Origin of the sequence: Brachybacterium sp. FME24, assembly GCF_014897705.1 — a bacterium.
Taxonomy (GTDB): domain Bacteria; phylum Actinomycetota; class Actinomycetes; order Actinomycetales; family Dermabacteraceae; genus Brachybacterium.
In genome coordinates this window covers 211328-225552 of sequence record NZ_JABUXV010000004.1, presented here as the reverse complement: position 1 = coordinate 225552, position 14225 = coordinate 211328, and the positions used below count along the sequence as shown (strand labels likewise).

At 69.9% G+C, this 14225-nt stretch carries 12 protein-coding genes; 9 read left to right on the top strand and 3 right to left on the bottom strand.

Translation table 11 applies throughout. The annotated features are described in order from the left end of the window. Positions 1–53 precede the first annotated feature (53 nt). Complete coding sequence (locus INT51_RS06145) at positions 54–1307, top strand: serine/threonine-protein kinase (protein WP_193104322.1); 1254 nt, start codon at positions 54–56, stop codon at positions 1305–1307. Further along, positions 1304–1792, top strand: a complete 489-nt coding sequence (locus INT51_RS06140; protein WP_193104321.1) for a DNA-binding protein — start codon at positions 1304–1306, stop codon at positions 1790–1792. Before INT51_RS06145 ends, INT51_RS06140 begins: the two co-directional genes overlap by 4 nt. Before the next feature lie 25 nt (positions 1793–1817). Here the strand turns inward: INT51_RS06140 and INT51_RS06135 are convergent, their stop codons facing one another. Further along, entirely contained in the window at positions 1818–2498 is a 681-nt protein-coding gene (locus INT51_RS06135; protein ID WP_193104320.1) for a response regulator transcription factor, read from the bottom strand. Positions 2499–2536: 38 nt separating this feature from the next. Between INT51_RS06135 and INT51_RS06130 the strand changes: the two genes are divergently transcribed. The 3 genes from INT51_RS06130 to INT51_RS06120 all read left to right on the top strand — a co-directional run bounded on the left by INT51_RS06130 (position 2537) and on the right by INT51_RS06120 (position 6311). After that, entirely contained in the window at positions 2537–4351 is a 1815-nt protein-coding gene (locus INT51_RS06130; protein WP_193104319.1) for a histidine kinase, read from the top strand. A 63-nt stretch (positions 4352–4414) separates the two neighbouring features. After that, entirely contained in the window at positions 4415–5506 is a 1092-nt protein-coding gene (locus tag INT51_RS06125; protein WP_193104318.1) for an acyl-CoA desaturase, read from the top strand. 151 nt (positions 5507–5657) lie between these two features. Further along, the gene (locus tag INT51_RS06120; RefSeq protein ID WP_193104317.1) at positions 5658–6311 is read left to right on the top strand and encodes a DUF402 domain-containing protein; all 654 of its coding nucleotides are present in this window, start codon (positions 5658–5660) and stop codon (positions 6309–6311) included. A 147-nt stretch (positions 6312–6458) separates the two neighbouring features. Here INT51_RS06120 and INT51_RS06115 read toward each other — a convergent pair whose 3' ends face one another. Beyond that, positions 6459–7262 (bottom strand): alpha/beta fold hydrolase, encoded by an 804-nt coding sequence (locus INT51_RS06115; RefSeq protein ID WP_193104316.1) that lies wholly within the window; start codon positions 7260–7262, stop codon positions 6459–6461. Positions 7263–7386: 124 nt separating this feature from the next. Here INT51_RS06115 and pepN point away from each other — a divergent pair, with 124 nt between their 5' ends. Next, positions 7387–9951, top strand: a complete 2565-nt coding sequence (pepN, locus tag INT51_RS06110) for an aminopeptidase N (RefSeq protein WP_193104315.1) — start codon at positions 7387–7389, stop codon at positions 9949–9951. A gap of 56 nt (positions 9952–10007) precedes the next feature. On the opposite strand, the gene INT51_RS06105 is transcribed toward pepN, so the two are convergent. Continuing rightward, on the bottom strand, positions 10008–11012 hold the full coding sequence (locus INT51_RS06105) for an iron-siderophore ABC transporter substrate-binding protein (RefSeq protein WP_193104314.1): 1005 nt from the start codon (positions 11010–11012) through the stop codon (positions 10008–10010). A 106-nt stretch (positions 11013–11118) separates the two neighbouring features. Between INT51_RS06105 and INT51_RS06100 the strand changes: the two genes are divergently transcribed. Genes INT51_RS06100 through INT51_RS06090 form a run of 3 tightly spaced genes read left to right on the top strand, consistent with a single transcriptional unit; the run spans position 11119 to position 14216 of the window. Then, positions 11119–12225 (top strand): iron ABC transporter permease, encoded by a 1107-nt coding sequence (locus INT51_RS06100; protein WP_304502094.1) that lies wholly within the window; start codon positions 11119–11121, stop codon positions 12223–12225. Continuing rightward, positions 12222–13256, top strand: coding sequence for an iron chelate uptake ABC transporter family permease subunit (locus INT51_RS06095; protein WP_193104313.1), 1035 nt, complete (start codon positions 12222–12224; stop codon positions 13254–13256). Before INT51_RS06100 ends, INT51_RS06095 begins: the two co-directional genes overlap by 4 nt. Before the next feature lie 9 nt (positions 13257–13265). Beyond that, positions 13266–14216, top strand: coding sequence for a mechanosensitive ion channel family protein (locus INT51_RS06090; protein ID WP_193104312.1), 951 nt, complete (start codon positions 13266–13268; stop codon positions 14214–14216). Positions 14217–14225 lie beyond the last annotated feature (9 nt).

Genomic DNA, 14225 nt, shown 5'->3' with positions numbered 1-14225 from the left:
TAGTTAACCCAGTCGTCAAGTCGAAGGGTCAGGTCGCACGAGTGTGCCCTAGCATGACCACCATCATGTCCGATGTCATCGCAGGCCGCATCGAGCTGCTCGATCCCCTCGCCCGGGGCGCCTCAGGGTCGCTGTGGCGTGCGATCGACCGCAGATACGGAGCGATCTGCGCCGCCAAGGTGATGCGTCAGCGCGACGGCGCCGAGGTGCTGCGCTTCGTGCGCGAGCAGACCGTGGGCACCGCCAAGGGTCTCGGCGAGCACCCACATCTTCTGCCCCCGTACACCTGGGTCGCGGAGGACGACACGGTCGTGCTGGTGATGCCGCTCGTGCACGGCGGAACCCTGGCCGGGGCGCTCGCGGATCACGGCGCGCTGGCTCCCTCCCTGGTCGCGCAGCTGCTGCGGCAGCTCCTCGACGCCCTCGCCGCGATGCACGAGTCCAGCTGGGTCCATCGCGACGTCAAACCCGCCAACCTGCTGCTGGACGCCACCGGAGACGGCGCACCGCATCTCCTGCTGGCCGACTTCGGCATCGCCCTGCACGAGACCGACGTGCGGCTCACGGAGACCGGGTTCGTGCACGGCACCCCCGGATTCATGGCCCCGGAGCTCCTCGAGGGACTGGGCACCTCCTGGGCCCAGGACGTCTGGGCCGCGGCGGCCTGCGCGCTCGAGGCCCTCGCTCCCCTTCCTCCGCGGGAACGTCCCGCGCCCTCGTCGCTCCCGCAGCGGGTGAGCGCCGCCCTCGCCGGGAGCGCCGATCCCGCGGCCCGTCCCCTCGGGGACCTGCTGCGCGCGATGCTCGCGATCGATCCGGACGCACGGCCGACGGCGGTCCAGGCACGGGACACGATCCCCGTGCCGTCGATGCCACCGGGTCAGTGGTCCCGCACCGCCGACGGCCAGCCCTTCGAGGTCTTCGACCAGATCGACGTGGATGAGGCGGATTCTGTGCTGCACGAGGTGCCGCTGGAGGGCCCCGTGACACTCGCCGGCCTGAGCCCGGGCCTGCACGAGCGACTCACCGCCAAGTCCAGCGGTGCGAGCGCTGCGACCCCGAACCGGCAGCCGAGTCCGAGTCCGAGTCCGCAGCAGCCCATCACCACCGAGCGTGTCGTCCACGATCCGACCCGGCGGAACCCTCAGGCGCAGCTCCTGCACCCCTCGCAGGCTCCACCGGCACCACAGGCACCGCAGCCCTCGCGGCGCACGCGCTCGACCACCTGGATCGGTGTGCTCCTGCTGCTGGTGGCCCTGCTGTGCCTGGCCGGTGCCGCGGCCCTGGTCTGGGCGGCTCTGGCATGAGCGAGGACCGCCTGACGCAGAACCGCCGGCTCCAGCGCGAGCTCTACGGACAGACCCTCCACGATCGCCTGCGGACCGTGATGGCGCTGTACTCGATCCCGCAGAAGCGCCTCGCCGAGGTGCTCGGGGTCAGTGCCCCGATGCTCAGCCAGCTCATGTCCGCCCGCCGCGTGAAGATGGGAAATCCCCGTGCCCATGAACGCATGGTCGCCCTCGAGCAGCGGGCCGCCGAGCACGGCGTCGCGCCGCTGCCACCCGAGGTGGCGACCGCGATCACGACCCGGATCGCCGCCCAGGACGTCTCGGACACCACGCACCTGCGGGCCCGGCACGGCGCCGACACCACCACGATCACGGCGCAGGAACTGGTGCAGGCGCTGCGCGCGCACGTGGGCGCGACCGAGCTGCGCGCCGCCCGCGAGAAGCTGGTCCCGGGAGACCCGGCACCGACGCTGCGCGAGCTGCTCGAGGACGCGCTGTCCTGACTGTCCTCAGCGGGCGTCGCCGCGGTCAGTGGCCCGCGCGCACCAGGCCCGACTCATACGCGGCGACCACCAGCTGGGTACGGTCACGCAGCGCCAGCTTGGAGAGCATGCGCGAGACGTGGGTCTTGACCGTCTGCTCGGCCATCACCAGTTCGTCGGCGATCTCCCGGTTCGCCAGGCCTCGCGCCACCAGCAGCAGCACATCCAACTCCCGCTCGGTGAGCGCGCTCAGACTCGCGTCGGGCCGCGTCGAGCGCTCTGGACGAGCGACGAAATCCTCGATCAGGGCGCGGGTCACGCGCGGGGCCAGCAACGAGTCGCCGCCCGCGACCACACGCACCGCCTGGACCAGATCCTGGGGTGTGGAATCCTTGAGCAGGAACCCGCTCGCCCCGGCACGCAGGGCGGCGAACACGTACTCGTCGGCATCGAAGGTGGTCAGCATGATGATCTTCGGCGGCGTGCCCGGCATCGCGAGCACCGCCCGGGTCGCGTCGAGCCCGCCGACCTGCGGCATGCGGATGTCCATCAGCACCAGATCGGGGCGCAGGCGGCGCACGACCTCTGTGATTCCGGCGCCGTCCGCCGCGGTACCGACGACCTCGATCCCCTCCTGCGCGTTCAACAGCGCCTCGAAACCGCCGCGGATCATCGACTGGTCGTCGACGATCAGCACACGGATGAGGGCCTGCTCAGCGGGAACCATGGCGCCACAGTATCCCCGCTCCCCGAGAGGAGCCGTCGATGTTCCTGGTCCCTGATCGCCACAGTCTGAGCCGCCTGGGCCGGGACCTCGCCCTGATCCTCCCCGGGCTGGCCCTGACCCTGCTCGCGATCGTGGTGCTGCTGCCGCTGTCAGCGATCTCGGCAGCGCTGGCGATCGCGTGGGTGGGCGTCCTGCTGTTCCCGCTCACCCTGGCGCTGGCCTCGGTGTGCGCACAGCTGGACCGCGCCCGTCTGCGTCGCTGGGGCCTCGAGATCAACCCGCCGCAGTACCGCGCGCGCGGACGCGGCGCAGCCGGCCTGCTGCGCCTGATCTCGGACTCGCGGCGCTGGCTCGATCTTGCCTTCGAAGCGTTCATCGCGCTCCCGGTGCGGGTGCTCACGGTGGGAGTCACGCTGGTATGGACGATCCTCGCGCTGGCGGGGCTCACGTTCTGGTTCTGGGGCCGCTTCCTCCCGACCGGCGGTGCGACGGTCCCGGGGCAGTGGGCGCTCGCCCTGGTCATCGGCCTCGCACTCGCGCTCTCCCTGCCCGCCATGGTGCATGCCCTCGCGCTGCTCGATGTGGTGGTCAGCGCTCCGCTGCTGGGCGGGGCCGTGCCCGGTTCCCGTCGCACCGGTCGTCTCACCCTGACGGCGCCGTCCGCGGTCGATGCCCGCCTGCGCGAGAGCGCCTGGGTGCGGATGACGGTCGCCTTCATCAGCTTCGTGCTGGTGGTCGTCGCATGGCCGGTCACCGCCTCTCTGTACGACGTGCACCCGGCGCCCGCCATGATGGTCTCGATCGCTGCCCCTGTGGCCGCCATTCTCGCGGTGCGCTGGCCCTGGGCCGGACTCTCCCTGTCCGTCGTGGCCGCGCTCGCCATCATGCTGGTCACGGCCCCGGCACACCTCGAACGTCCCTGGCCGTGGCCGGTGACCTCACTGCTCGCCCACTGCCTCACCCTCACCGTGCTGGCGGTCTTCCATCGCTGGTTCTGGGCGGTGTCCGCATGGTCCGGCGGTGCCCTGCTGACCCTGGTGTGCCTGTTGATCACCGAACCCACCACTCGCGCGGACGACGCCCTGAGGTCCGTCACCACCAACGGCGTGGTGCTGGTCGCGATCAGCGGCGGCGTGGTGCTGATGGGGCTGACGGTGCGGCAGTGGCTCCTGATCAGCGGCCAGGTGGAACAGGCGCAGACCCTCAGCGCGGAGGAGGTGCGCCGTCGGTACGAGCTCGAGGAGCGCAGCCGCATCGCGCGCGAGCTGCATGATGTGGTCGCCCACTCGATGTCCGTGATCACCGTGCAGGCCGGCACCGCGAAGTTCCGCCTGCAGGGTCTGGATGCCCAGGCCGAGCAGGAGTTCGAAGACATCGCAGCCTCTTCCCGGCAGGCGCTCGGTGAGATGCGCTCACTGCTCGCGACCCTGCGCACCGACGACTCCCTCGAGGAGATGCCGATGCCGGGGCTCGCCGATATCGAGGAGCTCGTCGCCTCCAGCCGTGCCTCCGGCGCTTCGATCAGTGCCACCATCTCCCACGCCGAAGTGCCCCCCACGGCAGGGCTGACGGCGTACCGGGTCGTCCAGGAGGCACTGAGCAACGCCCTGCGCCATTCCCGCGGAGCGTCGATCGAGGTCCGGGTCACTGCGGCCGACGGGGCGCTGCTGGTCGACGTCACCAATGTCGCCCCCGACTCCGCACAGGATCCGATCCCCGGCTCCGGACTGGGCCTGTCGGGGACCCGCGAGCGGGTCACCGCCCTGGGCGGCACCGTGGAGGCCGGGCCGACGGCCGACGGAGGGTTCGCCGTCATCACACGGATACCGATCGCCGACCCCCTACCCAGGTAGGGGGTGCAGGTTCGCTCCCGCGAGGGACGCCATCGTGCACGGCTCTGCCCTAGCGTCATCGGCATGACGACCACTGCAGAACCTCGTGCGCCCCGGGCCCAGGCCGCGGCGCAGACCCGGGACTACTTCGAGCTCTCCCAGCGGGTGAAGGACGCCGGCCTCATGGGCCGCAACGTGCGCTCCTACATGCTGCGCACCGCGCTCCTGGCCCTCGCCTTCGTCGGCGCCTTCGTACTGCTGCTGACCCTGGGGAACACGTGGTGGCAGCTCGCTGTCGCGGCACTGTTCGGCATCCTGTTCACCCAGGCAGCGTTCCTCGGGCACGACGCCGCGCACCAGCAGGTCTTCTCCTCCGGCCGTCACAACGAGTGGTTCTCCCGCATCGTCGGCAACCTCGTGGTGGGGCTGAGCATCGCCTGGTGGACCCGCAAGCACAACAAGCACCACGCGAACCCCAACACCATCGGCCGCGACGGCGACATCGCCGGCGGCGTGCTGGTGTTCGACCCTGACGATGTGAAGGGACGCTCCGGCTTCATGGGCTGGCTGGCCAAGCGCCAGGGCTGGGCCTTCGTCCCGATGCTGAGCCTGTTCGCCTTCGTGCTGCACTACGAGGCGATCTCCGCCGTCTTCACGAACGAGCGTGTCAAGCACCGCTGGGCCGAGGGGATCCTGGTGCTGATCCGCATCGTCGGCTTCCCGGTCATCGTGTTCGCGACCCTGGGCCTCGGCATGGGCGCCGCCTTCCTGGCCGTGCAGTTCGCTCTCTTCGGCATCTACATGGGCGGCTCCTTCGCCCCCAACCACAAGGGCATGCCCCTGATCCCGAAGGACCTCTCGGTCGACTTCCTGCGCCGTCAGGTCCTCACCAGCCGCAACATCACCGGCGGCCGGCTCATGAACTGGGCGATGGGCGGGCTCGACCTGCAGATCGAGCATCACCTGTTCCCGCGGATGCCCTCGGCGAACCTGCGCAAGGTCCGCCCGATCGTCAAGGAATTCTGCGCCGAGCGCGGGATCATCTACACCGAGACCAACCTGATCTCCTCGTACGGAATCATCATCAGGTATCTCAACCGGGTCGGACTCGGCCACGCCGATCCCATGGACTGCCCCCTCTCAGCACAGCTGCGCGGAGCCTCGATCACGGCCTGATCTCCAGGAACCCGGCGCGCCGCCCGTGCGTCCGGGTGGGAGGCGGTATGGTCGCCCCATACGCCTACCCCTTCACGGGCAGTGCAGCCCCGGCCCGGTGGCCGGTTGGTACGGGGCGTCCGTGGAGGCCGATCCGGCCAGGATCACCACCATGTCTTCCACCCCGCGCTGGTCGCCCGGCGACCAGGTGACTTGGACCTACTACACCCAGCAGCACCCCACTCGCACCGTCCGCCCCGGCACTGTCGTGCTGGACGATGATCGCGGCGTCGCGATCTGGATCGCGCCCGGGACCGAAGTGCTCCTGCCTGTCCTCGAATCCGGTGCCGCGCTGCGTCGCGCCGGTGACGAGGGCATGTTCACCGCTCCCCGTGTGCAGTCCAAACAACTGTGGACCGGCAACGGCATCCTCATGATCGGGCTGCCCGAGACGCCCTACTCCGTCTGGTTGTTCTACAAGGACGACGGCTCCCTGGGCTGCTACTACGTGAACCTCGAGACTCCGTACGAGCGCACCGACGAGGGCGTGCGCACTCGGGACCTGGTCCTGGATCTCGTCGTGCTGCCGCGGCGGGACTGGCACTACAAGGACGAGGACGAGCTCGAGGGCGCCGAACGCACCGGGTACTTCACGGCCGAGGAGATCTCCTCGATCCGCGCCGCCGGTCAGAAGGCCGAGCAGCACATCGCCGAGTGGTCCTACCCGTTCTCCGCCGGGTACGAGTACTTCTTCCCCGATCCCACATGGCCGCTGCCGACGCTGCCCGAGCACTACACCTGGGACCTCGACCTCACGCGGCGGTGACTGCGACCGGCCGCTTCCTCCCGGGAGCTGCTCGGCGAACTCCTCGAGGATGCCGATCTCCCCGATCCTGCCATCCTCCAGCACGTCGATGCGGTCCATCCCGGGCGGGCCCCGGCCCGCGGGGCGGTCCTGCCACCGGGGCCGCCGTCACCACGCAGCGGGAAGGACCCCGTCCTCGAGGAAGGCAGCGAGGATCTCGTCGAAGAACTCCGGTCGGCACAGCGGAGTGGGATCGCAGGAATCCGCGACGTGCACGAGCTGCACCCGGGGCACGGCTGCAGCCAGCTCTTCCATGAACGTCTGCGATCGCGGCCAGGAGCTGTCCCCGACCACGCCGAGCACCGGATAGTCGGCGCGGTTCAGGGCCGGAAGATAGTTGACGAGGTTGATCGCCCAGCGAGTCTTGAAGGCATCGAGCGGGCGCAGGCTCCTCACCGCACCCGCGAGGACTTCGGCGGCCTCCGGCCAGCGTCGGTACTGCTGCCGCATGATCCGCGCCAGCACCCGGGGTGGCAGAAAATTCGAGACCGCCCCGCCGTAGACGGACACGAGCCACAGCGCGCGGCCGAGGGCGAGTGGACGGGTGTCGCTGTAGGAGTCGACGATCGCCAGCCGTTCCACGCGGTCCGGGTGCCGTGCAGCGAAATGCTGGGCGATCACGCCACCGAAGCTCACACCGCACACAGCCGCGCGCCGATGGCCGGTGTGGTCGAGCAGGCGCGCAAGGTCGTCGGACATGCGGTCGCGGATCTTCCGCCATCCACGGATCGATCCCGAGCGACCGACGCCCCTGGCGTCGAACACGATGACCTGATGATCCACCGCGAAGCGTTCGATCTGCGCACGCCACATGCCCGCTCCGGCGCTGATCGCATGGACGAGAACCAGTGCTGGCCCCTGGCCGTGGGTCTCGTAGTAGATGCTGCTGTCACCAGATTCGAGGAGAGGCATCAGATCACGACCCTGCCCCCGGCACGTGCCGTTGAACGCATGTTCAGCACTCTACCTGGCCGTTGACGGTGGGAGCGGGGTGCCTGGGGAGGGCATCGCCGGCAGGGGTGGCAGGATGGAGCCCATGGCATCCGAGAACCTCACGCGCAACGAGGCGCGCAGCCGCGCTTCGTTCCTCAGCACCGACTCCTACGACATCCGTCTGGACCTCACGACGGGCCCGGAGACGTTCCGCACCGAGACCACCATCCGCTTCTCCGCGAGCGAGGCGCGGGAGACCTTCGTCGACCTCATTGCGAAGACCGTGCAGGAGGTCGAGCTCAACGGCGAGCTCCTGCCTGACCCGGCCTCCCGCTTCGACGGCGCCCGAGTGCGCTTGCCGGCCCTGGCCGAGGGCGAGAACGTCGTGCGCATCCTCGCCGAGGGCACCTACATGAACACCGGTGAGGGCCTGCACCGCTTCGTGGACCCGGTCGACGACGAGGTCTACCTGTACACGCAGTTCGAGGTCTCCGACGCCCGTCGCATGTTCGCCTGCTTCGAGCAGCCCGATCTCAAAGCCGCCTTCCGCCTGACCGTGACCGCTCCGGATCATTGGCGGGTCATCTCCAACGCCCCCACTCCGCAGCCCGTTCCTCTCGAGCACCGTGAGGGCACCTCCACCTGGGCCTTCGAGCCCACCGAACGGATCTCCACGTACCTGGTCGCGCTCATCGCCGGCAATTACCAGGGCGGCACCGGCGAGATCACCACCCGCGACGGCCGCACCGTGCCGATGGGCGTCTTCGCCCGCGCCTCGCTCGCCGAGCACGTCGATGCGGACAACGTCATCGACATCACGAAGCTCGGCATCGACTTCTACGAGGAGGCCTTCGACCAGGACTTCCCGTTCCGCAAGTACGACCAGGTATTCGTGCCGGAGTACAACATGGGCGCGATGGAGAACCCGGGCGCCATCACCTACGTCGAGTCCTACGTGTTCCGCTCCGACGTCTCCGACGCCGTGCGCGAACGCCGCGATCTCACGATCCTCCACGAGCTCGCCCACATGTGGTTCGGCGACCTGGTGACCATGCGCTGGTGGGACGACTTGTGGCTGAACGAGTCCTTCGCCGAGTACGCCTCGACGCTCGCGAGCGCCGAGGTGACTCGCTGGACCGACTCCTGGACCACCTTCGCCCTGTCCGAGAAGGGCTGGGCCTACCAGCAGGACCAGCTGCCCTCGACCCACCCGATCGTGGCCGACATGGTCGACCTCGAGGCGGTCGAGACCAACTTCGACGGCATTACCTATGCCAAGGGCGCCTCGGTGCTGCGGCAGCTGGTCGCCTACGTCGGCCGCGAGGAGTTCTTCGCCGGGGTGCGCGCCTACTTCGCCAAGCACGCCTGGGGAAATACCGAGCTGACGGACCTGCTGGTCGAGCTCGAGGCGACCAGCGGCCGCGATCTCAGCAGTTGGTCGCAGCTGTGGCTGCAGACCGCCGGTGTGAACACGCTGCGCCCGCTGATCGAGCGCGAGGGGGACGACCCGCACGGCGCGGTGACCCGCTTCGCGATCGAGCAGACCGCTCCCGAGGAGCACCGCACCCTGCGCCCCCACCGCCTGCAGGTGGGCGGCTTCTCCGTGCAGGACGGAAGGCTCGTGCGCTCCGCCTCGGTGGAGATCGACGTCGACGGCGCCCTCACCGAGGTCCCGGAGCTGACCGGGGAGCGCGCCGATCTGTGGCTGGTCAACGACGGGGACCTCGCCTACGCGAAGATCCGCCTGGACGACGCCTCCCTCGCGGTGGCGATGGACCATCTGCGGGATCTCGACGACCCGCTGGCCCGCACCCTGCTGTGGTCCTCCGCCTGGGACATGGTGCGCGACGGTGAACTTCCCAGTCGTCGCTTCCAGACGCTCGTGCTGGCCCACCTCACCGGGGAGGACTCCTCCTCCGTGGTCCGCACCCTGCTGCAGCAGCTGGAGACCGTCGCGGGCTCCTACGCCGCCCCCGACCAGCGGGAGATGCGCACCGAGGCCGCCGCGAGCGCCGTCTGGACGCTCGCCACGGCCGCTGAGGCAGGCTCCGACGCCCAGCTCCAGTTCGTGGAGACGTTCGCGCGACTGGCCCGCACCGAGCAGCACCGTCGTAGCCTCGAGGGCCTGCTCGAGGGAGCCATCGAGCTGCCCGGCCGCACGATCGACACCGATCTGCGCTGGAAGCTCGTGATCTCCCTCGCCGTCCTCGGCGGGATCGATGCCACCGGGATCGACGAGCAGCTCGCCTCGGACGACACCCAGTCCGGCCGCAAGAGCGCACTGACCGCACGCGCCGCTCTGCCGACGGAGGCGTCCAAGGCGAAGGCCTGGCGCCGCACCGTCGAGAAGGACACCCTGGCCAACGAGTCGATCACTGCGGTGATCCAGGGGTTCCGCCGAGTCGTCGACGACTCGTTGATCGCCCCGTACCGCCAGCCGTACTTCTCCGTGATCCAGCAGGTCTGGCAGGAGCGCTCGCACGAGATCGCCCACCGCATCGTCTCGGGCTATTTCCCGTCCTCCTACGGGGACCAGAACGTGCTGGACGACGCCGACGCCTGGCTCGCCGACGGCGAGGAGGCCCCCTTCGGGCTGCGCCGCATCGTCATCGAGGGACGCGACACGGTGGCGCGCCAGGAGCGAGTGCGCTCTGCGGACGTCGAGTGACGGCCTGATGCTGTGATGCGCTGACACTCTGACGTCGGGCCTCTCGGGGCTCGGAGTCAGGCGCCGAGCGCCTCCTCGAGCAGAGGCACCAGCTGCTTCACGGCGTACGTGCTCGAGAGCACCGAACCCAGGGAGTACGCCGAGGACAGGTCGCCGTCGATGACCACGGAGCGGCCGTCGGCCACAGCCGGGATCTGCTTCCACTGGGCGTCCTCGGTGATCTTGGAGGCCTCGAGGAAGATCGGGAACGCCACGACGAGATCCGCGTCGAGCAGATCGAGCTGCTCGGCGGAGATGTCCACGGAGAACCCGGAGGCACCGACAGGCAGCTCGGCGATCTGCGGGGAGAGCACGAAGCCCAGCCGCTCGAGGAACTCCACGCGCTCCGTGCCCTCGATGTAGGCGCCCCAGCCCTCGGAGGTGCGGGTGGCCGCAGCCACCGTCCTGCCCTCCCAGTCGGCATGCTCGGCGGCGGCCTGGACGAAGACGCTGTCGAGCTCGCGCTGCAGTGCCTCGGCGCCGTCCGAGCGACCCAGCGCCCGGGAGATCATGTCCAGCTGCTGCTCCGGTGTGGTGAGGTAGTTCGTGCCCCCGTCGGGGACACCGATGGTGGTCGCGATCTGGCTGAGCCGGTCGTAGCGCTCCTGGTCACCGGAGCTCTTCACATCGAGGATCAGGTCAGGCGTCAGGGCCGCGATCGCTTCGTACGAAGGTTCGAGGGTCTCGATGATCGTCGGCGACTCCTCGTACAGGCCATCGGCCCAGGGGCCGACGCCCTCGCCGCCGAAGCCGAGCCAGTCGGAGGCACCGACGGGCTGCACGCCGAGCGCGAGCGCGGTCTCCGCATCGCCCCAGCCCAGTGCGACGATGCGCTGCGGGGCGGCGTCCACGGTGACCGGGCCGAAGGTGGTGGCGATCTGGACCGGAAATCCACCGTCCCCCGTCTCGGCGCCAGTATCGGAGGCGCCACCGGTGCTGTCGGCGTCGGAGCCGCTGCACGCGGCGAGCGCGAGACCGGACCCGGCGGTCAGGACGGCGAAGAGGCTGCGGCGAGAGATCATGGTGGGTGCTCCGTGAGGTGAAGGGTGGTCCCGGACGGACCGGAGGCGAGGCTACCCTTACCTCGTACGGGGCGAACAGGCCCTTCAGCCCTTCGGGAAGCAGATTGTGATCGGACGCTCACCCACGACCGCCCTGCGTCGTCACCGCGACGGCGGCGCTCCTGCGCGCCCACGCCGTCTCATCGCAGTCAGCATCGCGCTGCTCGCCCTGGTGCTGCTGAGCGCCGCGAGCCTGTACCTCGGCTCCCGCCTGGTGCCCCCGGCGACGGTGAGCCGGATCCTGCTCGATGCTGCCACTGACCTGGGCTCGGGGCAGTCCGCCTCGCAGCGTGCCGAGGCCCTCGGCATCGCAGTGCAGGACTACTCGGCGATCATCGATCTGCGGCTCCCGCGCACCGTGATCGCGGTGGCCGCGGGCGCCGCTCTGGGCCTCGCCGGGGCGCTCATGCAGGTGCTCACGCGCAATCCACTGGCCGAACCGGGAATCCTCGGGGTGAACGCCGGTGCGGCCTTCACGGTCGTGCTCGCGATCGTGCTGCTCGGAGTCTCCTCACCCCTCGTCTTCGTCGCGGCCTCCCTGGTCGGGGCGTTCCTCGCAACTCTCGCAGTGTTCATGATCGGCACCCTGGGCGCGGGGGCGATCTCCCCCGAGCGCCTCACCCTGGCTGGAGTGGCGCTCGGCGCGGTGCTGGCCGGCCTCACCTCCGCCTTCCGCCTGTCCAATCCCCGGGAGTACTCGATCCTGCTGGTCTGGGAGAGCGGGGATCTCTCGCAGCGCGGCTGGGAGACCGCGCTGCCCGCGCTGCCGGTGGTCGCGATCGGCGTGGTCCTCGCCCTGCTCCTGGCCGGGCCCATGAACACGCTCGGCCTCGGGGAGGACATGGCCGCCTCCCTCGGTGCGAACGTGCAGCGCACCCGGGTCCTCATGGTCCTGGCGATCACCCTGCTGGCAGGCTCAGCGACCGCCCTGGCGGGACCGATCGTCTTCCTCGGTCTGATGGCCCCGCACGTCGCCCGGTGGATCGTGGGCCCGGACCAGACGCGCCTGCTGCCGCTGGCGGCACTGCTCTCCGCGGTGATCATGGTGCTGGCCGACGTGATCGCCCGCCTGGTGAGGTGGCCCGGAGAGGTCCCGGTCGGCATCATCAGCGCTCTGCTCGGGGCGCCCGTCCTGATCATCCTGGTCCGTCGGCGTCGGGCGAGCGGGCTGTGAGCACCACGGTCGCCGCGCGCCGCTCCCGCCATGCCGTCGTCGTCGCGGTGCTGGTGGGGCTCGCCCTCGCCCTGACCCTGGTCTCCCTCTCCCGCGGCGACTACCCGCTGGGGCTCGGGGACCTGCTGCGGGCGCTGGCGGGCGACGGGGGCTTCGCGAGCACCATCGTGCTGCACTGGCGGCTGCCGCGCGCGCTGGCTGCGATCGTCTTCGGGGCCGCGCTCGCCCTGTCGGGGGCGATCTTCCAGACCCTGACCCGCAACCCTCTGGGCTCCCCCGACGTGCTGGGCTTCTCCACCGGCGCGTACACCGGGGTTCTGCTGCTGAGTCTGGTGGCGGGCCCGACGGTGAGCGGCGTGCTCGGCGGGGCGACGACGATCGTCGGCGCGCTGGCGGGTGGACTCGGCACGGCTGTCGTCGTGTACCTGCTGGCGCGACGGGGCGGGGTGCAGGGATTCCGGCTGATCGTCGTCGGCATCGCCATCTCGGCCATGCTGCACGCGATCAACGTGTGGATCCTGCTGCAGGTGCAGGACGAGGTCGCGATGGCCGCGAGCATGTGGGGGGCCGGCACGTTGTCTCTGATCGACTGGGCCGGGCTCGTGCCGGTGCTGATCCTGCTGCTCCTCGTGGTCCCCGCCCTCGTCCTCTGCGTACCCCTGATGCGTCAACTCGAGCTCGGTGACGATCTGGCCTCCATGCACGGCGTCGCGGTCGAGCGCACCCGACGCCGCATCCTGCTGCTGGCGGTCGTGCTCATCGCTGCGGTCACTGCCCTGTCCGGACCGATCGCCTTCGTCGCGCTGTCCGCTCCACAGCTCGCGAAGCGCCTGGTCAACGGCACCGGGATCCCGCTCGGTGCGAGCGCCGCCATGGGTGCGGTGCTGTTGGGCGGCGCCGACCTGGTCGCCCAGCACGTCCTGCCGACGACACTGCCCGTCGGCGTGATCACGATCGTGCTGGGTGGCCTCTATCTCGTGGGGCTGCTGCTGACCCCCGCCCTGAAGACTCTTCGCACCGGCGGGCGTTAGGGTCGGGCCATGCCTGAGGACCCCATCGACATCGGACCCCTTCTCGCCAACCCCGGGACGGACGAGGCGTTGACCCTCGTGGACTCCCTGGTGGGTTGGCTGGCCAGCAGCGGCGTGCTGATCGTCGTGATCCTGATCGCCGCGACCCTCGCCAGCGTGGCCGCCAGCTGGCTGCTGCGCCGCTTCTTCCGCACCATGGCGGATTCCGGCACGAAGCTCTCGAGCGTCGCCGGCACCGTCGTCAAGCGCGACGCCCGCGCCCAGAAGGCCGCGCAGGCACGACGCGAGCAGCGGGCCGAGACTCTCTCGAGCGTCGCCCGCAATGTGGCGCACCTGATGATCTGGGCCGTGGCGCTGGTCATGATCCTGGACAAGATCGGGGTGAACATCGCCCCGGTGATCGCCTCGCTCGGCGTGATCGGGCTGGCCGCCGGTATCGGCGCGCAGACCATCATCAAGGACGTGGTCGCCGGCATCGTGATGCTCTTCGAGGACATCGTCGCGGTCGGCGACTACGTGGACCTCGAATACGCCGAGGGCACCGTGGTGGGGATCAACCTGCGGGTGACCCAGGTGCGCGGGATCGACGGGGTGCTGTGGACCGTGCGCAACGGCGAGATCATCCGCGTCGGCAACTACTCCCGTGGCTTCTCCAACGCCGTGGTGGTCCTGGACATCGACGCCGAGGCGGACGACGACGCAGTCACCAAGGTGCTCAGGTCGGTCACCCTGGAGCTGTCCAAGGACGAGCACTGGTCGGAGGTCATCCAGTCCCCGGCCGATATCAGCGGCATGCTCGACATGGACGGCAATCGTTACCAGCGGCGCGTGATCATCCAGACCGCCCCCGGCCAGCAGTGGGCGCTGGAGCGCGAACTGCGCGGCAGGGCTCGAGACGCCTTCGCGGAGGCCGGCATCTCCTTCGCCCTGCCCCGCTTCTCCGAGACCACCCAGCCCTGATCCCCGAGG